Origin of the sequence: Bradyrhizobium sp. (assembly GCF_047605465.1) — a bacterium.
In the GTDB taxonomy this organism is placed as follows: domain Bacteria; phylum Pseudomonadota; class Alphaproteobacteria; order Rhizobiales; family Xanthobacteraceae; genus Bradyrhizobium.
In genome coordinates, this window is sequence record NZ_JASGFS010000051.1 from 22,282 (window position 1) to 43,122 (window position 20,841).

The 20,841-nt window shown below is 65.1% G+C and carries 22 protein-coding genes and 1 tRNA gene; 15 read left to right on the plus strand and 8 right to left on the minus strand.

The genetic code is table 11. The features are described from left to right. Nucleotides 1–4: 4 nt before the first annotated feature. The 5 genes from QM712_RS27505 (at nt 5) to QM712_RS27525 (ending at nt 5,005) form a co-directional block, all read left to right on the plus strand. Nucleotides 5–1,414, plus strand: a complete 1,410-nt coding sequence (locus QM712_RS27505; protein WP_415026297.1) for an adenylate/guanylate cyclase domain-containing protein — start codon at nt 5–7, stop codon at nt 1,412–1,414. Between the two features lie 203 nt (nt 1,415–1,617). Then, nucleotides 1,618–2,106: a TerB family tellurite resistance protein gene (locus QM712_RS27510; RefSeq protein WP_415026298.1), complete on the plus strand. Its 489-nt coding sequence runs from the start codon at nt 1,618–1,620 to the stop codon at nt 2,104–2,106. A 228-nt stretch (nt 2,107–2,334) separates the two neighbouring features. After that, entirely contained in the window at nt 2,335–3,114 is a 780-nt protein-coding gene (locus tag QM712_RS27515) for an SDR family NAD(P)-dependent oxidoreductase (protein ID WP_415026299.1), read from the plus strand. Nucleotides 3,115–3,307: 193 nt separating this feature from the next. Then, nucleotides 3,308–4,111 (plus strand): glutamine amidotransferase, encoded by an 804-nt coding sequence (locus QM712_RS27520; protein ID WP_415026300.1) that lies wholly within the window; start codon nt 3,308–3,310, stop codon nt 4,109–4,111. An 81-nt stretch (nt 4,112–4,192) separates the two neighbouring features. After that, complete coding sequence (locus QM712_RS27525) at nt 4,193–5,005, plus strand: enoyl-CoA hydratase (protein WP_415026301.1); 813 nt, start codon at nt 4,193–4,195, stop codon at nt 5,003–5,005. 232 nt (nt 5,006–5,237) lie between these two features. On the opposite strand, the gene QM712_RS27530 is transcribed toward QM712_RS27525, so the two are convergent. Then, a tRNA-Ala gene (locus tag QM712_RS27530) sits at nt 5,238–5,313 on the minus strand. Nucleotides 5,314–5,501: 188 nt separating this feature from the next. On the opposite strand from QM712_RS27530, the gene QM712_RS27535 reads away from it, so the two are divergent. Genes QM712_RS27535 through folD form a run of 3 tightly spaced genes read left to right on the plus strand, consistent with a single transcriptional unit; the run spans nt 5,502 to nt 7,052 of the window. Further along, complete coding sequence (locus tag QM712_RS27535) at nt 5,502–5,792, plus strand: YggT family protein (RefSeq protein ID WP_415026302.1); 291 nt, start codon at nt 5,502–5,504, stop codon at nt 5,790–5,792. A gap of 17 nt (nt 5,793–5,809) precedes the next feature. Next, nucleotides 5,810–6,145 (plus strand): DUF167 domain-containing protein, encoded by a 336-nt coding sequence (locus tag QM712_RS27540; RefSeq protein ID WP_415026303.1) that lies wholly within the window; start codon nt 5,810–5,812, stop codon nt 6,143–6,145. A 22-nt stretch (nt 6,146–6,167) separates the two neighbouring features. After that, nucleotides 6,168–7,052, plus strand: a complete 885-nt coding sequence (gene folD / locus QM712_RS27545; RefSeq protein ID WP_415026304.1) for a bifunctional methylenetetrahydrofolate dehydrogenase/methenyltetrahydrofolate cyclohydrolase FolD — start codon at nt 6,168–6,170, stop codon at nt 7,050–7,052. A gap of 53 nt (nt 7,053–7,105) precedes the next feature. Here the strand turns inward: folD and ppa are convergent, their stop codons facing one another. Then, entirely contained in the window at nt 7,106–7,645 is a 540-nt protein-coding gene (gene ppa, locus QM712_RS27550) for an inorganic diphosphatase (protein WP_415026305.1), read from the minus strand. 175 nt (nt 7,646–7,820) lie between these two features. After that, complete coding sequence (locus QM712_RS27555) at nt 7,821–8,330, minus strand: GNAT family N-acetyltransferase (RefSeq protein WP_008136728.1); 510 nt, start codon at nt 8,328–8,330, stop codon at nt 7,821–7,823. Nucleotides 8,331–8,595: 265 nt separating this feature from the next. Between QM712_RS27555 and QM712_RS27560 the strand changes: the two genes are divergently transcribed. From QM712_RS27560 to QM712_RS27575, 4 genes are read left to right on the plus strand one after another with little or no spacing between them, the layout of a single operon-like run. After that, nucleotides 8,596–9,495, plus strand: a complete 900-nt coding sequence (locus QM712_RS27560) for a dienelactone hydrolase family protein (protein WP_415026306.1) — start codon at nt 8,596–8,598, stop codon at nt 9,493–9,495. Continuing rightward, nucleotides 9,492–9,959, plus strand: a complete 468-nt coding sequence (locus QM712_RS27565; protein ID WP_415026307.1) for a DUF2269 family protein — start codon at nt 9,492–9,494, stop codon at nt 9,957–9,959. Before QM712_RS27560 ends, QM712_RS27565 begins: the two co-directional genes overlap by 4 nt. Nucleotides 9,960–9,967: 8 nt before the next feature. Continuing rightward, complete coding sequence (locus tag QM712_RS27570) at nt 9,968–11,287, plus strand: SDR family oxidoreductase (protein ID WP_415026308.1); 1,320 nt, start codon at nt 9,968–9,970, stop codon at nt 11,285–11,287. Nucleotides 11,288–11,347: 60 nt separating this feature from the next. Further along, the gene (locus tag QM712_RS27575) at nt 11,348–11,755 is read left to right on the plus strand and encodes a thiol-disulfide oxidoreductase DCC family protein (RefSeq protein WP_415026309.1); all 408 of its coding nucleotides are present in this window, start codon (nt 11,348–11,350) and stop codon (nt 11,753–11,755) included. Between the two features lie 6 nt (nt 11,756–11,761). Here QM712_RS27575 and QM712_RS27580 read toward each other — a convergent pair whose 3' ends face one another. The 3 genes from QM712_RS27580 to QM712_RS27590 form a co-directional block, all read right to left on the minus strand. Next, nucleotides 11,762–13,009 (minus strand): flavin monoamine oxidase family protein, encoded by a 1,248-nt coding sequence (locus tag QM712_RS27580; protein ID WP_415026310.1) that lies wholly within the window; start codon nt 13,007–13,009, stop codon nt 11,762–11,764. A gap of 191 nt (nt 13,010–13,200) precedes the next feature. Continuing rightward, a complete protein-coding gene (typA, locus tag QM712_RS27585) occupies nt 13,201–15,027 on the minus strand; it encodes a translational GTPase TypA (protein WP_415026311.1) in 1,827 nt (608 codons plus the stop codon). A 275-nt stretch (nt 15,028–15,302) separates the two neighbouring features. Continuing rightward, the gene (locus QM712_RS27590; protein WP_415026312.1) at nt 15,303–16,073 is read right to left on the minus strand and encodes a Crp/Fnr family transcriptional regulator; all 771 of its coding nucleotides are present in this window, start codon (nt 16,071–16,073) and stop codon (nt 15,303–15,305) included. Between the two features lie 186 nt (nt 16,074–16,259). On the opposite strand from QM712_RS27590, the gene QM712_RS27595 reads away from it, so the two are divergent. Continuing rightward, nucleotides 16,260–16,646 carry a response regulator gene (locus QM712_RS27595; RefSeq protein WP_415026313.1) on the plus strand — a complete coding sequence of 129 codons (387 nt, stop codon included), beginning with the start codon at nt 16,260–16,262 and terminating at the stop codon, nt 16,644–16,646. Between the two features lie 58 nt (nt 16,647–16,704). Here QM712_RS27595 and QM712_RS27600 read toward each other — a convergent pair whose 3' ends face one another. Both QM712_RS27600 and QM712_RS27605 read right to left on the minus strand, forming a co-directional pair. After that, on the minus strand, nt 16,705–18,246 hold the full coding sequence (locus tag QM712_RS27600; protein WP_415026314.1) for an alkaline phosphatase D family protein: 1,542 nt from the start codon (nt 18,244–18,246) through the stop codon (nt 16,705–16,707). Nucleotides 18,247–18,373: 127 nt separating this feature from the next. After that, nucleotides 18,374–19,819: a TAXI family TRAP transporter solute-binding subunit gene (locus QM712_RS27605; protein WP_415026315.1), complete on the minus strand. Its 1,446-nt coding sequence runs from the start codon at nt 19,817–19,819 to the stop codon at nt 18,374–18,376. Between the two features lie 151 nt (nt 19,820–19,970). On the opposite strand from QM712_RS27605, the gene QM712_RS27610 reads away from it, so the two are divergent. Further along, nucleotides 19,971–20,273, plus strand: coding sequence for a 4a-hydroxytetrahydrobiopterin dehydratase (locus tag QM712_RS27610; RefSeq protein WP_415026316.1), 303 nt, complete (start codon nt 19,971–19,973; stop codon nt 20,271–20,273). A gap of 90 nt (nt 20,274–20,363) precedes the next feature. After that, nucleotides 20,364–20,735 (plus strand): YkvA family protein, encoded by a 372-nt coding sequence (locus QM712_RS27615; RefSeq protein WP_415026317.1) that lies wholly within the window; start codon nt 20,364–20,366, stop codon nt 20,733–20,735. Nucleotides 20,736–20,841: the final 106 nt, after the last annotated feature.

The following is a 20,841-nucleotide window of genomic DNA, read 5'->3' on the forward strand; positions in this document are numbered from 1 at the left end:
CGCCATGAGTGACATCCAGGCCCAGTTTTCCGTTCTCAAGCAGACCGCCGATGCGAAGGTGGTCGACGCCATCGCGCGCCTCATCGATGACGGCGAGGACCACGAGCTCAACCGGGTCAACGTCCTCGATTTCGCCAGGCAGCATCAGCTCGACGAAGAGCGGGTGATTTCGGCCTTCCTTCATTCGGCACGGCTCGGGTTGTTCGATCTCGGCTGGAACGTGCTGTGCCCGGGGTGCGGCGGCGTGCTGGGGGCGCATTCGACGCTGAAGGCGCTCAAGCCGGACGACTATCATTGCGCGCTCTGCGCCTGCGGCTACAAGGCATCGGTCGACGATCAGGTCGAGGTGTCCTTCACCGTGAACCCGCGGGTGCGGCGGATCGCGGCGCACGATCCCGACACGCTTCCGGTCTGGGAATATTTCAAGCAGGTGTTCTGGAGCTCCGGCGTCGACTTCAACAAGGACTCGTTCGCGACGCTGGTCAACGAGGTGACGCTGGATACGCTCGAGATTCCAGCCGGCGAGAAGGCGACGATGTCGCTGCAATTGCCCAACGATTTCATCATCATCTTCGAGCCGGTGACGCACGCCGCCCAGTTCATCGACGTTCAGGGCGAGCCGGCCAAGGAGCGCCAGCAGCTCGCCATCATGTACAACAAGGTGCAGGCGCCGACGGGGACGACGACGATGCGGCCGGGGCCGCTGCGTCTGTCGCTCGACAACCAGGCGGGCGTGCGCGTGCTGCCGTCGGTGTTCATCGCGGCCGAGGCCCTCCATCATCTGATCGGCAAGCGCAAACCGTTCCTCACCGCCAAGCGGATGTTGTCGAACCAGACCTTCCGCGACGTGTTCAAGGCCGACAATCTCAACATCGACCAGCGGCTGCAGATCACCTCGCTCACCTTCCTGTTCACGGATCTGAAGGGCTCGACCGCGCTTTACGAGCGGGTCGGCGATCTTGCCGCCTTCGATCTCGTGCGCGCGCATTTCCACGCGCTGCTCGAGATCATCTCTTCGGAGAAGGGCGCGGTGGTGAAGACGATCGGCGATGCCGTCATGGCGACCTTCGTTCGTCCCGAGCATGCGATCGTGGCGGGCCTGCGGATGCGCGCGGCCATGGACGAGCTCAACCGGCAGCGCGGCACGGCCGATCTCATCGTCAAGATCGGTATCCATGAGGGACCCTGCCTCGCGGTCATGCTCAACGAGCGGCAGGATTATTTCGGCCAGACCGTCAACATCGCCGCCCGCGTGCAGAGCCTGTCGACCGCGCAGGAGATCCACATCACCGAGCCGGTACTGGACGCGCCCGCGGTCGCGGAAGTGCTGCAGCAACGCGCGATCAAGCCGATCCAGAAGCAGGCGGCGCTGCGCGGCATCGCCGACAAGATGGTGGTGTACGAGATACCCTGAGGGCCGGCGTGACGATGCGAGCGGGCACGATGCCTCTCCAGCGTCGTCCTGGCTTCGGCCAGGACGACAAAAGCAGCTGTCAGGTTGCCGAAACGTAATGCGGCGCGCGGAACTGACGCACGTTGCGCTGGTTGAGTTTCCCGCTCATATAATGGCTTGCACCGGCCGCGGCCCGCGGCCTTCATCGATTTCGGAAGGACTTCATGCTCGACGGCCTGCGTCAATTCATCAGTGAGATCGTGGCCCCTCATGCCCAGGATCGCGCATTCGGTGACAGCGACTATCGGCTGGCGGCGACCGCGTTGCTGATCCACGTGATTTCGCTGGATGGTCAGCCCACGGAAGCCGAGCAGCGCAAGCTGCACAGCCTGATCGAAAGCCATTTCGGGCTGGATCGCGGCACGGCCGACCGCCTGATCGCGGATGCGACCCAGGTCGAGGGCGAGGCTGTCGATCTCTATCATTTCACCAGCGTCATCATGCGCTCGCTCGACGAAGAGGGCCGCAAGCGCATCGTCCAGATGATGTGGGAGCTGGTCTATGCCGACGGCCAAGTCACTGAGTTCGAGGACAATGTCGTCTGGCGCGCCTCCGACCTGCTCGGCATATCCCAGCGCGACCGGATCGATCTCAAGCACGCCGTCGCGGAGCGGACCGGCGGCCCGGTGACCGACAAGGCGATCGGCGGCTGACCTGCCGCCGGCCCCGCCAACGGCGGGTTGTATCGCGCACATGACGAAACTTTAATGTGCCCGCCGGCCGCGCCGTGCCGGAATCGCCCGCAAATCCGCGCTTTTTTCAGCTCTTCCTGTCGCCTGCTCAAGCGGCCATGCGGCCAGCCAGCTTGCGTGTCGCGCACGGCCTATGCTCTCGTTCCGCCATTGCGGGGGCAAAAAACTTGAATTCAAGAGACTTCGATCGTGACTGAGCGGGTGACGCTGATTACCGGTGCCTCGGCGGGCATCGGCACGGAGCTGGCGCGCGTATTCGCCGCCAATGGGCATCGTCTTGCGCTGACGGCGCGACGTGCGGACCGCCTGGAAGCGCTCGCGACCGAACTCGCCGCAAAGGGCGGCAAGAAGCCGATCGTGATTGCGTGCGATCTCCAGGACGCGGATGCCGGCGAGAAGATCGCGGCCGCACTCGCCGCCGAAGATGTCGAACTCGATCACCTCGTCAACAATGCCGGCTTCGGCGTGTTCGGCGATGCCGTCGAGCGCGACCGCGTCGAGCAGGTCGGCATCGTCGACGTCAACGTCCGGGCCCTGACGGATTTGTCGCTGCGCTTCGCCGATCAGCTCATCAAGAACAAGGGCGGGCTTCTCAATGTCGGCTCGGTCGCCGGCTTTCTGCCCGGCCCCGGCATGGCGGTGTATTACGCGTCCAAGGCCTATGTGATCTCGCTCACCGAGGCCTTGCGGGCCGAGCTCGCGCCGCACGGCGTTCGTGTCACCGTCCTGTGCCCGGGTCCGGTGCCGACCGAATTCCAGACGCGCGCCGGCGTGGGGGCTGGGCACGATACGGCCCTTCTCAACGTGTCCGCCGCAGACGTCGCACGGCAGGCCTATCATGGCCTGATGGCCAACAAGCGGGCAGTGCTGCCTGGTCTCGGCATCAAGATCGTACCGTTCGCGCTGCGTTTCTTCCCGCGGGGGTTCATCCTGTCTGCCACCAGCCGGTTCCAGAGGCAGCGGCACTAGAGTCCAGGTCCGGCCGCGCCTGCCTGACGCGTAGCGGTGTTCGATTCGCTCGCAAATCTTCCGGCGAAAGCCCGAAGCGATCGTGGTGGCCCGGAGCTTGCTTCGAGATCAGGCAAGTGTGCGCGAACTCACACGATGTTAACCGCCGCTTAGCTATGATGGCGGTTCTGAACCGATAGAACCCGTAAAGGCAATGTCGTTCCGGACGGACAGGTTTGGTGGCGCTGAGTTGGTGCCCTTCCCCATGCGAAGGGTGCCAGGCGCGGCCGCCTCCGATCGCGACGCCAAATTGCCCGTCCTGATCGTCCTGCATCAGGAATCCTCGACGCCCGGCCGGGTCGGCAATGCGCTGCGCGCGCTCGGCCATCACCTCGACATCCGCAGGCCACGCTTTGGCGATCCCCTGCCCGAGACGCTCGACCGGCATGCCGGCGCCGTGGTGTTCGGCGGTCCGATGAGCGCCAATGATCCCGACGACTACATTCGCCGGGAGATCGACTGGATCGAAATTCCGCTCCGCGAACAGCGACCGTTCCTCGGCATCTGCCTCGGCGCGCAGATGCTGGCGATGCAGCTCGGCGCCCGTGTCGCGCCGCATGCGGATGCATTGACCCAGATCGGATACTATCCGATCCGTCCGACCGCGGCCGGACATGCGCTCTGCCCGGCCTGGCCGGAGCGGGTCTATCACTGGCATCGCGAGGGATTCGGGCTTGCTGCCGGTGCCGAACTGCTCGCCGAAGGCGACGATTTCCCGATCCAGGCCTTCCGGGCCGGCAATGCCTTCGGCCTGCAGTTTCATCCCGACGTGACCTACGCGATGATGCATTGCTGGACCACGCGCGGCTATGACGGTCTGAGCGCACCCGGCGCGCGGCAGCGCCATCATCATTTCGCCGACCGCGCGGTCTACGACGTCGCGGAACGGGCCTGGCTCGGCCATTTCATCGATGGCTGGCTCGCGCGCCGGCCGATGCTGGCGCAGGCCGCCGAGTAATCGGTTTCAAAATCCCTCGATGTGCTAGCCTCGTTCGCAACGAGCGCGCACAGGCGTGCCGGAAAGCAGAGGGAGAGCGCCGTGGCCTACGAACACATTCTCTACGAGGTGAGCGACAAGGTCGCGACCATCACGCTCAACCGTCCCGATCGCATGAATGCGTGGACGCCGATCATGGAGCGCGACGTGCGTCACGCGATGGAGGCGTCGGCCGCCGATGACGATGTCCGTGTCATCGTGCTCACCGGCGCGGGCCGGGCCTTCTGCGCCGGCGCCGACATGGATGCGTTGAAGGGGCTCGACCCCAACGATGTCAGGCGCGCGTCGAACCTGCCGCCCTTCGACATGAACCGCCGGCCGGACTGGCAGACGCGCTACGGCTATTACCCGTCGATCGGCAAGCCGATCATCGCGATGCTCAACGGCGCGACCGCCGGTATCGGCCTCGTTCATGCGCTGTATTGCGACCTGCGGTTCGCCGCCGACAACACGGTGTTCACCACGGCCTTCGCCCGGCGCGGACTGATCGCCGAACACGGCATGAGCTGGATGCTGCCGCGCATCGTCGGCCACGCCAATGCGATGGATCTGCTGCTCTCCGCCCGGCGCGTGGCAAGCGACGAGGCGCTGCGGATCGGTCTGGTCAACCGGCTCTGCCCGCCCGACAAACTGCGCGAGGAGACCTATGCCTATGCGCGGGATCTCGCTGATCTGGTCTCGCCGAGCGCCATGGCCGTGATCAAGCGCCAGCTCTACGAGGTGCCGTTCCAGTCGTTGGCGGAAGCGACGATCGAAGCCAATCGCGAGATGCTGGTCGCGCTCAACGGCAGCGATTTCAGGGAAGGCGTGGCGAGCTTCATGGAAAAGCGGCCGCCGAGGTTTACGGGGAGGTAAAGGGATTTTGCCGAGGCGGTCCGTGTTCGTCCAAGGGGCGATTGGGCGCGACGGCGTTCGCCAAGAGGGAGCCTGCCGGACTGGCCCGGCCGGAGCGCGCGACGATTGAATATGGCTGATGGGATCCGGGTCCGCCGCCGCCCATCGGGCTCCGGCGGAACAGCCTTTGCTCACGTCGCTACGATGTATTGTCCGGGCTTGCCTGGCCGAAGCTCGCGAAGTGAGCGAAGGCTGGTGGAGCCAGGCGGGATCGAACCGCCGACCTCGTCATTGCGAACGACGCGCTCTCCCAGCTGAGCTATGGCCCCTTTGCTGGCCGCTCTGGTGAATGCGGCCGACAACCGGGCGCCGGTTTAAGTCCCCGCCAAGGTCAAGTCAAGGACGGGCGTAACCCGGTTTTCGCCCTTCGGGCCCCCGAACTTCCCTTGTTTGGGCGGGAGGGAACCGATATTTAGCAAAAGGGGTCAATTCGACCGGAGCCAGAGTTTTCACAGCCATGCGTGCCGTTCTCGACATCATCAATATCGTGCTCGACCTCTACGTCTGGCTGCTGATCGCGTCCGCGATCCTGTCCTGGCTGATCGCCTTCAATGTCGTGAACACGCGCAACCAGTTCGTGTCGGCGGTGGCGGAGTTCCTCTACCGCATCACCGAGCCGGTGCTGGCGCCGATTCGCAATGTGATGCCCAATCTCGGCGGCATCGACATTTCGCCGATCATCCTGATCCTGATCATCATGTTCATCGAGCGGGTCATCATATACTACATCTACCCGAACGTGATCTGATCGGCGCGGGCGGAGCCTTGGCGGCCAGCGAGCCTCGGCAGACGTCACCTTGGCGTATGTCAGGCACGGGAATCACCATCGCGCTGCGGGTGACGCCGCGCGGCGGCCGTGATGGCATCGACGGAATCGAGACACTGGCCGACGGCCGCAGCGTCTTGAAAGTGCGGGTGCGTGCCGTCGCCGATGGCGGCGAGGCCAATCGCGCCGTTCTGGCGTTGCTGGCGAAATCGCTCGGCGCGCCCAAGGCCAGCGTGCGGCTCCTCTCCGGAGCTGCGTCGCGGCTGAAGCAGATTGCGGTCGACGGCGATCCGGAGCGTCTCGACGATGCTTTGCGGGCACTCGCCTCGGCCTAACCTCAGGGATCAGGGAACTGACATGACCGCCAAGATCATCGATGGAAAAGTCATTGCCGCCGAATTGCGCGGCCGCGTCGCCGACGAGGTCGCCCGCGTCAAGCGCGAGCACAAGCTGGTGCCGGGCCTCGCGGTCGTTCTGGTCGGCACCGATCCCGCGAGCGAGGTTTACGTCCGCTCCAAGCACACCCAGACCCAGGCCGCCGGCATGGCCTCGTTCGAGCACAAACTGCCGGCCGACGTCTCGCAAGGCGAGTTGCTGGCACTGGTCGCGACACTGAACCGAGACCCCGCCGTGCACGGCATCCTGGTGCAATTGCCTCTGCCCAAAGGACTGAACACCGAAGCGGTGATCAATGCCATCGATCCCGCCAAGGACGTCGACGGCCTCCATCCGAACAATGCCGGGCGGCTCGCCGGTGGCTTCGAGGCGTTGTCGCCCTGCACGCCGCTCGGCTGCATCATCCTGACCAAGAGCGTGCATGCCTCGCTCGAAGGCATGAACGCCGTCGTCATCGGCCGCTCCAATCTGGTCGGCCGCCCGCTGGTGCAATTGCTGTTGAACGAGAACGCCACGGTGACGATCGCGCATTCGCGCTCGCGCGACCTGCCCGGGCTCGTGAAGCGCGCCGACCTCGTCTATGCCGCGGTCGGCAAGCCCGAGATGGTGCGGGGCGACTGGCTGAAGCCGGGCGCGACCGTGATCGACGTCGGCATCAATCGGATCCCGAAGGAGGACGGCAAGACCCGGCTGGTCGGCGACGTCGCCTATCAGGAAGCGCTCGGCGTTGCCGGTGCGGTGACGCCGGTGCCGGGCGGCGTCGGCCAGATGACCGTCGCCTGCCTGCTCGTGAACACGTTGCGCGCGGCCTGCGCAATCGCGGGCCTGCCGAAGCCGGCGGTGTAGCAAAGCGCCATCTACGGGTTCGCGGCTGTCGCGCGAACCCGGGTGACGGATCCTTACGCCTTCTTCTTCTTGTTTTCGCGCTCGATGCCTTCGAGGATCAGCTTCTGGGCTTCCTCCGGGCCGCCCCAGCGCAGGATCTTCACCCACTTGCCCTTCTCGAGATCCTTGTAGTGCTCGAAGAAGTGCTGGATCTGCTGCAGCGTGATGTCCGGCAGGTCGGAATACGACTTCACCTTGTCGTAGCGCTGCGTCAGCTTCGACGACGGCACCGCCAGGATCTTCTCGTCGCCACCGGCCTCGTCCTCCATGAACAGCACGCCGACCGGGCGCACGCTCATGACGGCACCGGGAATGATGGCGCGTGTATTGACGATCAGGACGTCGCAGGGGTCGCCGTCGTCCGACAGCGTGTGCGGGATGAAGCCGTAGTTACCGGGGTAACGCATCGGCGTGTAGAGGAAGCGGTCGACCACCAGCGTGCCGGCCTCCTTGTCCATCTCGTATTTGATCGGTTCACCGCCCACGGGGACTTCGATGATGACGTTGACTTCGTGTGGCGTGTTCTTCCCGATCGAGACAGCATCGATACGCATTCAAGGCTCCGTTATTGCCGAGGGTAAATCGCGCCCGGCAGCGATTTTGGCAATGTCATACGCGGGCTTGGCCCGCCTATCCATCGCGTTCTTGTGAAATAATGAATCCCGCGATCACCGGCTCGAAGCGACGGTATCGACGGAGGCAAACGCTGCCGATCAGGTTTTCAGCAGCTCAATTTGTCCAGGCGAAGGCAACCTTGTCGAGCGACTTCGGCCCGAATCGCTCTGAGGAACGGGCCACCATCCGGCCGCCCAGCGCCCGGTAGAACTCGGTGGCCGGATCGTTGTCCGAGAGCGCCCACACCACCATGCTCTTCAGCCCGCTCTGCATCAGGTCGCGGCGGGCGGCGGCGAACAGGCGCCGGCCGAAACCGAGGCCCTGAAACTCGGGGCGCAGATACAGCTCGTAGATCTCGCCGTCGAAATGCAGGCTGCGCGCGCGGTTGCGGCCGTAATTGGCGTAGCCCGCGATCTTGTCGCCGAACACGAGCACGCTGACACGGCTGCCCTTGCGGATCGCGCTGTCCCACCATTGCGGGCCGCGACGGTTGATCAGCTTCTCCAGTTCGGCACCGGGGATGATGCCCTGATAGGCGGAGCGCCAGGCTTCGTCATGCGTCGACGCCACCGCAGTTGCATCTGCAGCTTTCGCCGGCCGGACCTCGATCAGGGTTGTGCTCATGGGCGTGATCAAACCAAGTCGCCGCGCCGGCGGCAAGACCTATCGTTAATTATCGGTTAACGTGTGGATTTTCTGCATCAGTATTTGAGCCATGTTGTACCGAAAAAAGACAAGAGACCAATTCGAACGACGCGGGCGTGCCATGCGTCGGTGCAAAACTGCTTTGCGACAAGGAATGAGCGGCATCGGCAACGCAGAAAGTCCGCCCCGGATGATTCGTTCCTACTAGTCTGCTTGCCGTCATCTGTGTCGCCTCCGGCAATTCATGCGGTTCTTCAACACTCTCGCGCTCTTGTGCCTGCTGACGCTGCTGACGGCGTCGCCTCTGTGCGCTCAGGTCACGTTGGGCGCATCGGGTGAGGAGGGCGAACCGTTCCGCCGGCAGCAATGGCGCGTACCGTCGCCGGATACCGACATTGCCGCGCATGCGCTGCTTTTTCGTCCGCCTGGGCCCGGCCCATTCCGTCTCGCCGTCATCGCGCACGCCTCGACGCAGAACGTGATTCGTCGCGCGCAAATGTCGCATCCGGAGTACCGCGCGCTGGTCGCGCACCTGGTCGCGCGAGGCTTTGCCGTGCTGGTGCCGGAACGGCTCGGACATGGTGCAACGGGCGGCCGCTATGTCGAGGATCAGGGTGGTTGCGATGAGGCCGACTACGCGCGCTCCGGCCGCGCCACCGCGGACGAGATTCGGCTCGCGCTGGACTATTTGCGAAAGCAGGATTTCGTCCGCACGGATGCCGCCGTCGTGCTCGGTCATTCCGCCGGCGGCTGGGGCGCGCTGGCGCTGGCGAACGCCGATCCGAAAGCGATCTCCGCGATCATTGCATTCTCCCCCGGGCGTGGCGGTCACGCCAACGATGAACCGAACCGGATCTGCGCGCCCCATACGCTCGTCACAGCGGCAGCGGAGTTCGGCAAGGCCTCGCACATCCCCGTCTCATGGTTCGTCGCGGCCAATGACAGCTATTTCGCGCCGGCCTTTTCGAAGACGCTGGCGGATGCGTTTCGTGGAGGTGGCGGCCGAGTGGATTTCCACGTGCTGCCGCCCGTGGGCAGCGAAGGCCATTGGATGATCGAGACCGAAGCGGGCGTGAAAGCGGCCGCCGGAGCGCTCGACCGTGCGCTGAACCTGCCGAAGCCCGTGGCGACCAAGAAGCCATGACGCTGTATTTCGTGATCAAATATCTTCATGTGCTCGGTGCCATCGTCATTCTCGGCACTGGAACCGGCATCGCCTTCTTCATGCTGACGGCGCATCGCAGCCATGACGCAGAATTCATCGCGCGCACGGCATCTGTGGTCGTGATCGCTGATGCGATTTTCACGCTTTCGGCCGTGATCCTGCAGCCGATCACTGGCGGTTTGCTGATGATGCTGTCGGCCACACCGATCACCGAACGATGGCTCCTCGCCTCGCTCTGCCTCTACGGGCTCGCAGGCGTGTTCTGGATTCCGGTGGTGTTCATGCAGATCGAGATGCGCGATCTCGCGCGCAAGGCGGCCGATCAGAGGGCCGCCCTGCCGCCGCGCTACTTCGTCCTGTTCCGCCGCTGGTTCGCGTTCGGCTTCCCAGGCTTCGGTGCGACGATGCTGATCCTCTGGCTGATGATCGCAAAGCCGTTTTGAGGGATGCCATGAAACAGCGAACGATCCTCGTGCTCGGTGCGTCCGGTCTGATCGGCCGCTTCGTCGCCGACGATCTGCGCGCGCGAGAATTTCGCGTGATCGGCGTGGCACGCAGCCTGTCACCGGCGCAGAAGATGAGCGCGCTCGACATCGAACTGCCGATCCTGTCACTGGACGCGCCGGCGCTGACGCACCTGCTTGGCGCGCACGTAGTGGACGTCGTCGTGAACTGCCTCGGCGTGCTCCAGGACGGTCCGGGCAGCGACACCCAGGCCGTTCATCGCGACTTCGTCGCGCGCCTGCTCGAGGCCATCGGCCAGAGCGGCCGTCCGATCCGGCTGGTGCACATCTCGATCCCCGGAACCGCGGATGCGGATCGCACCGCTTTCGCGACGACCAAGCGTGACGCCGAACGCGTGATCGCATCGTCAGGCATTCCCTATGCCATTCTCCGGCCGGGCTTCGTGATCGCCCCGTCGGCGTATGGCGGCAGCGCCATGCTGCGCTCGCTCGCGGCCTCTCCGTTCGATCTTCCCGCTGCCGAGATGGCGACGCCGTTCCAGCCCGTCGCGGTCGAGGATATCTCCGCCACCATCGCCTGGCTCGCCGCCCGCGATATCGACGATGTCTCCGCGAGAGCGGTGAGCTGGGACCTGATGCAGCCCGCGCCGATCACGATGGCGGGTGTCATCAAGCAGTTTCGTTTCGCGTTCGGGACGGCCGGCTGGCCGCAGGTTGCGATGCCGTCGTTCGCGCTCGACCTCGGCGCGAAGCTCGGCGATCTCGCCGGTTGTCTCGGCTGGATGCCGCCGATGCGCGCCACGGCGATCGCCGAATTGCGTCGTGGCGTGACCGGCGATCCGTCCGGCTGGATTGCCGCCACGGGCATCGTCCCGAAAACACTGACCGAGATGATCGGGCGTCATCCCGCCACCATCCAGGACAAATGGTTCGCGCGCCTGTTCCTGATCAAGGCGCTGGTCATGGCAAGCCTGGTGGCGTTCTGGCTCGTCTCCGGCTTCATCGCGCTGTTCGTGTCGTATCGCGCCGCGGCCGGCATCCTGAGTTCGCATGGCTTTCCGGCCGCACTGGTCGATCCCGTCACCATCGGCACCAGCCTGATGGACATGAGCATCGGCGTGCTGATCGCCTTCCGCCGCTCGGCGCCGATCGGTCTCCTCGCTGGTATCCTCGCCTCGCTCGGCTACATGGCGGGCGCGGCGATCCTGACCCCCGATCTCTGGATCGAACCGCTCGGGGCGCTGGTGAAGACGGGACCGGCGATCGTGCTGATGATCGTGGCGCTGCTGATGCTGGACAACAGGTAGTGCTTCTGAGCGAAGTGGAGGCCGGTTCGCGAACAGAAAGCGCGCCGAGAAGAGAGTCCGATGAGCAAATGGCCCGACGATGACGTGATCCTGTTCGACGGTGTCTGCATCTTCTGCTCGCGCTGGGTGCGGTTCGTCGCACAGCGCGACACGGCCAGGCGCTTCCGCTTCACGCCGATCCAGTCGGACTACGGCATGCGCCTCGCGCGTACATTCGGCATCGATCCCGACGATCCCGACACCAATGCCGTGATCCATGGCGGCAAGGCGTTGATGAAGTCGGACGCCGCGCTGACGGTGCTGTCACAGCTTCCCGGCTGGGGCTGGACGCGTGTCTTGTTCGCGGTGCCGAAGCCGCTGCGGGACCCCGTATACGGCCTCATCGCCCGCAATCGCTATCGCATCTTCGGCAAGTACGACGCATGCTTCGTGCCTGATGCGGACTTGCGGGCGCGGGTGATCGAATGACGGATGTTACGGCTTCGCCGCCGTTCCCAGCGCTTCCCTTGCCGCCCGCTCGCCGCTGTCCCGCGCCCCGTGCGCGGTCGTGAAGAAGTTCGTCGACGTTGCCTCTCCCGCGAAGAACAATCGCCCGTTGACGGGCGTTGCCAGCGCGGCGCGGTCGCCGGCATGGCCGGGCAGCGCGTGCGAATAGGAGCCACGGGCAAAGGGATCGTGAGCCCAGCGGGATTCGTAGAGCGGCTTCAGCTTGCGGCGGATGTCATTGCCGAGAAAGCCCGCGATCTCGTCGATGCTCTGCGCGGCGATGGCGCCTTTTCCGGCGTCTTCCAGCGCGCGCGCGAAGCTGCCGCCGAAGAAGCCCTCGATGCAGGGCCGGCCGAACGGACGGATGTGGTAGGTGCCCATCTCGGTGCGCATGGTCGCGCCGCGCAGATTGCCTTCCTTGGGAAAGGCTTCAGCGTCCTCGAGCGCCAGCGCCACCTTGTCGTCCACGCCGAGCGGCAGGCCGCGCGCCGCGTCGACCTTGGCGGGAAGCGGTGGAGAGAATCTGATCGCCTCGTCAGCGATCAGATTGGTCGGAACGGTGATGATCACCTTGTCCGCGGTCAGCGTGCCCCGTGATGTCTCGATGCGGACGCGCTTGCCTGCGTGATCGACCAGCGTGACGTTGCAGTCGAGTGCGACCGGATGATTTGCCCCATACGCGGCGATCAGCGCACCATAGCCGCGTCGGACGCGCCAGTTCAGCTCGCTGTCCTCATAGGCGTCCCAGTCCAGCGTCGACATGTCCTTCAGCTCGCAGCCGTTGACATAGGTCGAGACCGCGTCGATCATGTGGTTCCAGCGATTGCCGGGTTCGAGGCTCAGGCTCGCGGGTTCGTCCTTGCCCTTCTGCGCGGCCCGCCAGAGCCGCTCATAGAAGGCATCCATCGCGCGCATGAACGCATCGCGCTCGCCTTGCGGAAAGGCGTTGCCGAAGGCGCGTTCGCGCCAGGGCGGCAGGTCCTTGTTGACCTCGAATCCCAGTTGCCTTGCGATCGGGACGAAGGAGTTCTTGTCCGCCGAATGGAGCCAGCCGCAACCGACGTCGAATGTCACGTCCGGCGAGGCCTGCACCGTCCAGGCGCGGCCGCCGAGCCGGTTGCGCGCCTCCAGCACGATCACGGAAAGGCCGGAGCCCGTCAGCGCCTGCGCGGCGCCGAGGCCGGCAGCGCCCGCGCCGATGATCGCGATGTCGACGGAGGAGGGAAGGGCGTTCATGGCCGGGCTCTAGCACGTTCGCTGGGTGTGCTGAAGCCAGGTCGGCTCTCTTGTCCCGGACGCGCTACGTCGCCCCGCGCTGCTGCGCAGAGCCGGATACAGGGGCGTTAGGTCTGATGGAAATACGGGGGCCCGGCCCGGCAGCGCAGCACGATCGTGATGTGCTGCGTCCGGGGTATGGGAGCGGCAGCTTACGCCACCGCTTCCTTGGCCTTTTCCGCGCGCTTGCGCTCGTTCGGATCGAGGTGCTTCTTGCGCAGGCGGACGGACTTCGGCGTGACCTCGACGAGTTCGTCGTCCTCGATATAGGCGAGCGCCTTCTCCAGCGTCATCCGGATCGGCGGGGTCAGACGCACGGCCTCGTCCTTGGAGGTGGTGCGGATGTTGGTGAGCTGCTTGCCCTTGAGCACGTTGATCTCGAGATCGTTGTCGCGGGTGTGCTCGCCGACGATCATGCCGCGATAGACCTTCCAGCCGGGCTCGATCATCATCGGGCCGCGGTCTTCCAGCTTGAACATCGCGTAGGCGACGGCGTCGCCCTGGTCGTTGGAGATTAGCACGCCGTTGCGGCGGCCCTGGATCTCGCCCTTGTACGGCGCATAGCCGTGGAACAGGCGATTCATGATCGCGGTGCCGCGCGTGTCGGTGAGCAGTTCACCCTGGTAGCCGATCAGGCCACGGGTCGGCGCGTAGAACACCAGGCGCTGGCGGTTGCCGCCGGACGGCTTCATCTCGATCAGCTCGGCCTTGCGCTCGCTCATCTTCTGCACGACGACGCCGGAATGCTCCTCGTCGACGTCGATCACGACTTCCTCGATCGGCTCCATGGTGGCGCCGGTCGCCTCGTCCTTCTGGAACACGACGCGCGGGCGGGACACGGAGAGCTCGAAGCCCTCGCGGCGCATCGTCTCGATCAGGATCGCGAGCTGCAATTCGCCGCGGCCCGACACTTCCATCGCGTCCTTGTCGGTGGATTCGACGACGCGCAGCGCGACATTGCCTTCGGCTTCGCGGAGCAGACGGTCGCGGATCATGCGGCTCGTCACCTTGTCGCCCTCGGTGCCGGCGAGCGGGGAATTGTTGACGATGAACGACATCGACACGGTCGGCGGATCGATCGGCTGCGCGGTCAGCGGCACCTCGACGGTCGGATCGCAGAAGGTGTCGGCGACGGTGCCCTTGGTCAGGCCGGCAATGGCGACGATGTCGCCGGCTTCGGCTTCATCGAGCGGCGTACGCTCGATGCCGCGGAACGCCAGGATCTTGCTGATGCGGCCCTGCTCGATCAGCTTGCCGTCGGCGTTCAGCACCTTGACCTGCTGGTTCGGCTTGAGTTGGCCGGAGGTGATGCGGCCGGTGATGATGCGACCGAGATAGGGGTTGGCCTCGAGGATCGTGCCGATCATCCGGAACGGACCTTCCTCGACCTTGGGGGGGGCCACGTGACGCAGGATCAGGTCGAACAGCGGCTCCATGCCCTTGTCCTTCGGACCCTCCGGGCTATCGGCCATCCAGCCCTGCTTGGCCGACCCGTAGAGGATCGGGAAGTCGAGCTGCTCCTCGCTGGCGTCGAGCGCCGCGAACAGGTCGAACACTTCGTTGATGACCTCGGTCGGGCGCGCGTCGGGGCGGTCGACCTTGTTGATGACCACGATCGGCTTGAGGCCGACCTTGAGCGCCTTGGAGACGACGAATTTGGTCTGCGGCAGCGGGCCTTCGGCGGCGTCCACCAGCACCAGCGCGCCGTCCACCATGTTCAGGATGCGCTCGACCTCGCCGCCGAAATCGGCGTGGCCGGGGGTGTCGACGATGTTGACCCGGGTGTCCTTCCACTGCACCGAGGCCGCCTTGGCCAGGATGGTGATGCCGCGCTCGCGCTCCAGATCGTTGGAGTCCATGGCGCGCTCGGTCACCTTCTGGTTTTCGCGGAACGTGCCGGATTGCTGGAGGAGGCGGTCGACCAGGGTCGTCTTGCCGTGGTCGACGTGGGCGATGATGGCGATGTTGCGGAGGTTCATGAGTAAGCTTCTTTGCGTTCGAACAATGGGTTAAGCGCGATCTCGCCGGTCGGACCGGGACCTCTTTTCGAAACAACGCTGGAAGACTGGAAACGGGCGCTCTTCGCCCAAAAAGGGAAGCCCGGCCAGCTCGACCGGGCACCCCTGCGTTTGCGGCGCAATATATGCAAAAACCGCCAAAAAACAATGTGTTCTTTGAGGGTTGGTTGACTGAATTTTGTCCGGGAATCCCCGGGGCTTAGGGGCCTTCGGGGGGTGGGAGCGGCAGTTCCGCCTCAGGCCGAGCTGCGGTCCGCCTCCTCGCTCGGATACACGCCCCGCAGCACCTCCTCGAAATGGTTCTTCACGGCCTCGTTGCAGAGGCAGGCGCGCATCCGCAGGCCATCGCGGTTGCGGACCAGGATCGCGCCGCGTCTGGTGTCGAGAATGCCCTCGGCCTTGAACGACTGCAGCACGCGGCTCGCGTAGCTGCGGCCGACGCCGAGCAGCGTCGCGAGTTGCTCGTGGGTCAGCGGAACGCTGTTCTCGTTGTCGGTCCGCTCCATCGCCGCCAGGATCCATTTGGCGGTGCGCTGCTCGATCGAATGGATGGCGTTGCAGGCGGTCGACTGGAAGATCTGCGCCAGCATGCAATCGGCGTAGCGCGCAAAGACGTTGCGCAGCGATGCCGAACGCAGCTTGGCCGCCTCCAGCTTGCCGACGTGAATGCGCGCGAACGGTCCGCCGAACTTGACGACGATGCGGGTGTAGGCCGGCAGATATCCTTCGCTGACGATGCCGCCCACCGCGCCTTCGCGGCCGACCAGGATGGTCTCGACGTCGCGGCCGTCCTCGTTGGGCACCAGGAAGGTCGCTAGCGAGGGCCCGCAGGGGAAATGGACGACTTGGACATCATCGCCGGGATTGTAGAGCAGCTCGTTGGCCGCGGCGTTCTCGAACGCGATGTGCGGTGCGAGCAGCGCGTAGTCCGTCGGGCTCAACCGCCGCAGCAGATTGTTCGCGGGTCTGCCATTGTTGTCGATCGCCTTGCCCGTACGTGCATCCATCATCCGTCCCCTGATCTCCTTTCGACATTACCGAGTTCCGTTCGTCGGCTATGTGCACAAGTGTACAGACGGAGAAACTGTTGTGTGGTGAGTTTCGTTCCGGGAACCCTCCGATGCGCTGGGCGCAGGCATCGAGTTGAGGCTGTTCTGATCGGACAAAACATGCAGCCCTTAATAGACAGGATCATGGTACCTGCCGCTCCCGGCCGCCCGGCCGACGTCCCCGCCGATGTCCTGATCGTCGAGGATGATCCGATCATTGCGATCGATTTCGAGGATCGTCTGATGGGATTCGGCGTGAAGCACGTTCGCACGGTCGCGTCGGTCGCGCAGGCGCTTCAGGCGATCGCGGAGCGCGCGCCGGACTTCGCGCTGCTCGATGTCGAGCTGGTCCGCGAGAAGAGCTTCGCGATTGCCGAGCGGCTGGTCGCCCTGAAGATCCCGTTCGTGTTCGTCACCGGCTATGGCGCCGAGACGCGCGTTCCGCCGGCCTTCGCCGGCCAGCCGCGGTTGCAGAAGCCCTGCTCGAGCGACGCGCTGGAAGCGGCGCTGCAGGCACGGGCCGAGGATTAGCGGTTGCGCGCGATCCGGATTCCGGTTCGCGCAAGCACGCGCGTCGGGACGATGGCGATCAGGCCTGTTTCGGATCGAGCGTGGTCGACCATAGCGCGACGTCGGCGCGGTCGCGCAGTGTCACCGTCATCTGCCCGGACGCGCCGTCGATCTTGACGTGACCGAAGAACTGCATGCCGGCGGACGGCGGCAGATTCTGGCTGTCCTTTCCCGGAGCTTTCACGAAGCGCACCTCCGGCCCGAACGTGTTGTCGAGCTCGTTCGGACCAAAGGCGCCGGCGTGCAACGGACCCGAGACGAATTCCCAGAACGGCTCGAATTCCTGAAACTGCGCCTTGTTCGGATCGTAATAATGCGCGGCGGTGTAGTGCACGTCCGCCGTGAGCCACACGGTGTTCCGGACAGGCGCCGTCTTGATGAAGCGCAGCAGGTCGGCGATCTCGAATTCGCGGCCACGCACCGGACCGCTGCCCTGCGCGAAGGCTTCCGAGCCGCCCTTGGCCGTATCGGGCACGACGAGGCTGAGCGGCATGTCGGAGGCGATCACCTTCCAGGTCGCGCGCGAGTCGAGCAGGCCGCGCTTCAGCCACGCGATCTGGTCCGGGCCGAGGAAATAGGCGGGCGGGCCGTAGCTCTCTTCGAGATTGGGACCGTTCGGGCCGCGATAGCTGCGCTCGTCCAGCATGAACACGTCGAGATGCGGGCCATAGGAGATGCGGCGATAGATGCGGCCCGGCTCGACGATGCTTTCGCGCAGCGGATACATCTCGTGGAAGGCGCGCGCGCCGCGCGCGGCGAGCAGCGTGACGTCGCGCTCCTTGTAGGCGTCCGGCAGTTGCTTCGACAGCGACCAATTGTTGGTGACCTCGTGGTCGTCCCACTGCACGAAGATCGGCACCTCGGCATTGAATGCGCGGACATTGACATCGGTGAGATTGTATTTGTGCGCGGCACGGTACTCGTCCAGCGTTTCCGCGACCTTCGCCTTCTCGGGGATCGTCACGTTCTTCCAGATCTTGCCGTCGGCGAGCTTGACCTCGGGCAGGATCGGGACGTCGGCATAGATCGTGTCGCCGGAATGCAGGAAGAAGTCCGGACGGTGCTTGCGCATGGTCGAGAATGAAAGCATGCCGCCGTCGTCGGGATTGATGCCCCAGCCCTGGCCGGCGACGTCGCCGCCCCAGACGAAGCTGACGTCGCGGCGATCGGCGGGCGCGGTGCGGAAGCGGCCGACGACGGATTCGCCTTCGATCGCGCCGTGCGAGAGATCGCGGAAGCGGACGCGATAGAAGATGTCCTGTCCGCCCGGCAGGTTCTCCAGCAGCATCTTCGCGGTGAAGTCGCTCTCGGGAAGTGCTGCGATCGGCGGCAGGGCGCGCGCATCCTTGAATGATTCCGTCGTTGCGACTTCGACCAGCATCTGCGCCGGCCGATCGGTCCGCGCCCAGACGACGCCGCCGTCGACGCTGACGTCGCCCGACTGCACGCCATGCGTCACCGCCGGCCGGTCGGCCGCGCGCGAGATGTAGGGCATCGCGACCGCGCCGAGCGCACCGGCGCTGGTGGTGAGGAAGCGGCGGCGGGAGAATTTGATGTTCATGGGCTGGCTCGCTGGCTAGCTGTCTCGCGCATCCCGCGCGGTGTTCCGGGGTGACCCTCGAGGCCGCCCGCAAAGGCGCGAAACCTATATTTAGGCAATGTGACGCAGCGATTACGTCACGAGGCCGCTAGGCGTTGCCGGCGGCCCTGAACTGCGCGCCGGGGCGCTGCAGGTTCGGCGGCAGACTGGACAACACGGCCTTGCGATCGGCGACCGCGGCGTGGAACTGGTCGAGCACGATGTTGAACGCGGTGAGCGCGCCCTCCTCGATGGCGCCATGGTCGAAACAGCGCAGCGTGTCGCGCAGGATCTCGTCGGCTTCGGTCTGCATCTGGTCGAGCTCTTCGTTCGTATCGCTCTTGCGGGCCGCGGCGATCATGTCGAACAGCCGCTCGCGCAGATGGCTGTTGTTGTTGCGCTCGTCCTTCTTCAGGTAGCCGGCGAACCACGCGCCGATGGAGCCCATCGCCGAGAGCGCCATCAGGCTCCACCAGATGTAGTCGCTGTATTTGTCGAGGAAGGTCTTTTCCTCGCCGTCGACGAAGGCGGCGGCGCCGGGATGCACGGGGATCACGGCGTCCTTGTCGGTGTCGGGCGTTTCGACCTTCGCGACCTGCGGGAATGCGGCGACCAATTGCTGGCGCACGGCAAAGAGCTGGCGCGTGAACGCCGCGACGGTGGTGTCGGAGAGGCCTTTGCGCGCGACGATGTGGTGGGAGAAGCTGATCGTCTTGACCTCGTCCTCGGGGCGCGCGGGCGAGCCGCCATAGGTGCCCGCGGGAATCTCGGAAGCTTCATAGACGGGGTGATTCTGCGCGATCGCATCCGCCGAATCGATCGCGAGGAAAGTCGGCGTGCCGCCGTCCTTGGAGGAGGCGGCGATCGCGTCTGCCGTGATCTTGCTGTTGACGGGACCTGCCGCGAGATAGACGTCGGCCTTCTGGGCGCGGATCGCTTCCGCCGCTTCGTTCGCCGGGAATTGCACGATCTCGACCTTGGCGGGATCGACGCCGTATTGCTGCAGGATCACCTTGAGCAGATTGACGTTGGCTGGCGTGCGCCCGACCACGCCGACGCGATGGCCGGCGAGCTGCGAGATCTTGGTGATCTTGGCACCGCGTTTCTTGCCCTTGCCGGGCATGGACCACAGCACCACGACGTTCTTGCGCAGGGTCGCGACGGCTTGCGCGTTCTTGGGGACGTCGAGATCGCCGCGCACGATGGCGAGATCGACCTTGCCTTCGGCGAGCGCATCGGCGCTGGCGGTGGCGCTGTCGGTCTGGACCGGGCGCAGCCGCACGTAGCTCTTGTTGTGCGCGAAGGCCTGGGTCAGCGCCTGCACCACCTTGATGTCGTCGCTGTTGGCGGGACCGACCGCGATCTTCAGTGTCACCGGGCGCATCGCGAAATAGTAACCGCCGGCGAGCGCACCGACGATCGCGAGCACGAGGGCGAGAGACACGAGCGCAGTCTTACGCGCCGCGGATCGCGGCGACGGCGGGGTGGGCGTTTGGGCCAGGTCCAATCCCCCGGTCATCGATCTCCCAGACAGACGCTTGAGGCTCGGTTTCATCTCGGCCGGCGATTTACGCCCCCAATTGTAGCAAATTTCTTGTCCGGCGGGGTTACATCTGCGTCATGGTTAGCGGATGGGGCAAATCCGAGATGAACCCGTCCGTAAGCACGGTGTTAGGGTAAAGTTCCCCTGAAGGACGGAGACCATCATGGCAGAGCGGTTGTCGGCGGAGGCGCGCAAGCAGGCCCTGGGCGGATTGCCGGGATGGGCGGAGACCCCAGGCCGCGAGGCGATCGGGAAGACCTTTGTCTTCAAGGATTTCAACGAGGCCTTCGGTTTCATGACGCGCGCGGCGCTCGTTGCCGAGAAGATGGATCACCATCCCGAATGGCGCAACGTCTACAAGACCGTCGAGGTGGTACTCGCGACCCATGACGCCGGCGGCCTCACCACGCGCGACATCGAACTCGCCAAGGCGATGAACGCCATTGCCGGGCGAACAGCCGGCTGACGTCTTGCAGCGATCAGGTGAATCCCCATCTTGTGATCAGCACCGCATGCGGCGATCCGCCGCGTCGGCGTGAAATGGGAGTTTCGGGATATGGCTGCCGAGCAGAGCGTCGGCTTCGAGCCGGCGGATCGGCTCGCTGAAGATCGAGAGAGCGTGCGGCGCCGCTTCTGGCGCAAGCTGAAGCGCGGCGCCACGCGTCTGCCGTTCGCGGAAGATCTGCTCGCCGCCTATTACTGCGCCTTCGACAAGGCCACGCCGCGCCACGTCCAGGCGTCGCTGCTCGGTGCGCTCGCCTACTTCATCCTGCCGTTCGACTTCATCCCCGACATGATGCCGGTCCTCGGTTTCACCGATGACGCCGCGGTGCTCGCCACCGCCATTCGTCTGGTCGCCGGCCACATCACGACGGAACACCGCGAAGCTGCCCGCGCCGTGCTGAAGCGGGGCGTGGAGGAGGGGTAGCCCTGCTCCCGCTCCAGCGTCCTCCTGGCGACAGCCAGGACACATGCTCCGGACTCTAGCGATGGTGTTCGGTCGCAGTACCGAATGCAGAGTCTTCGCCGAACTG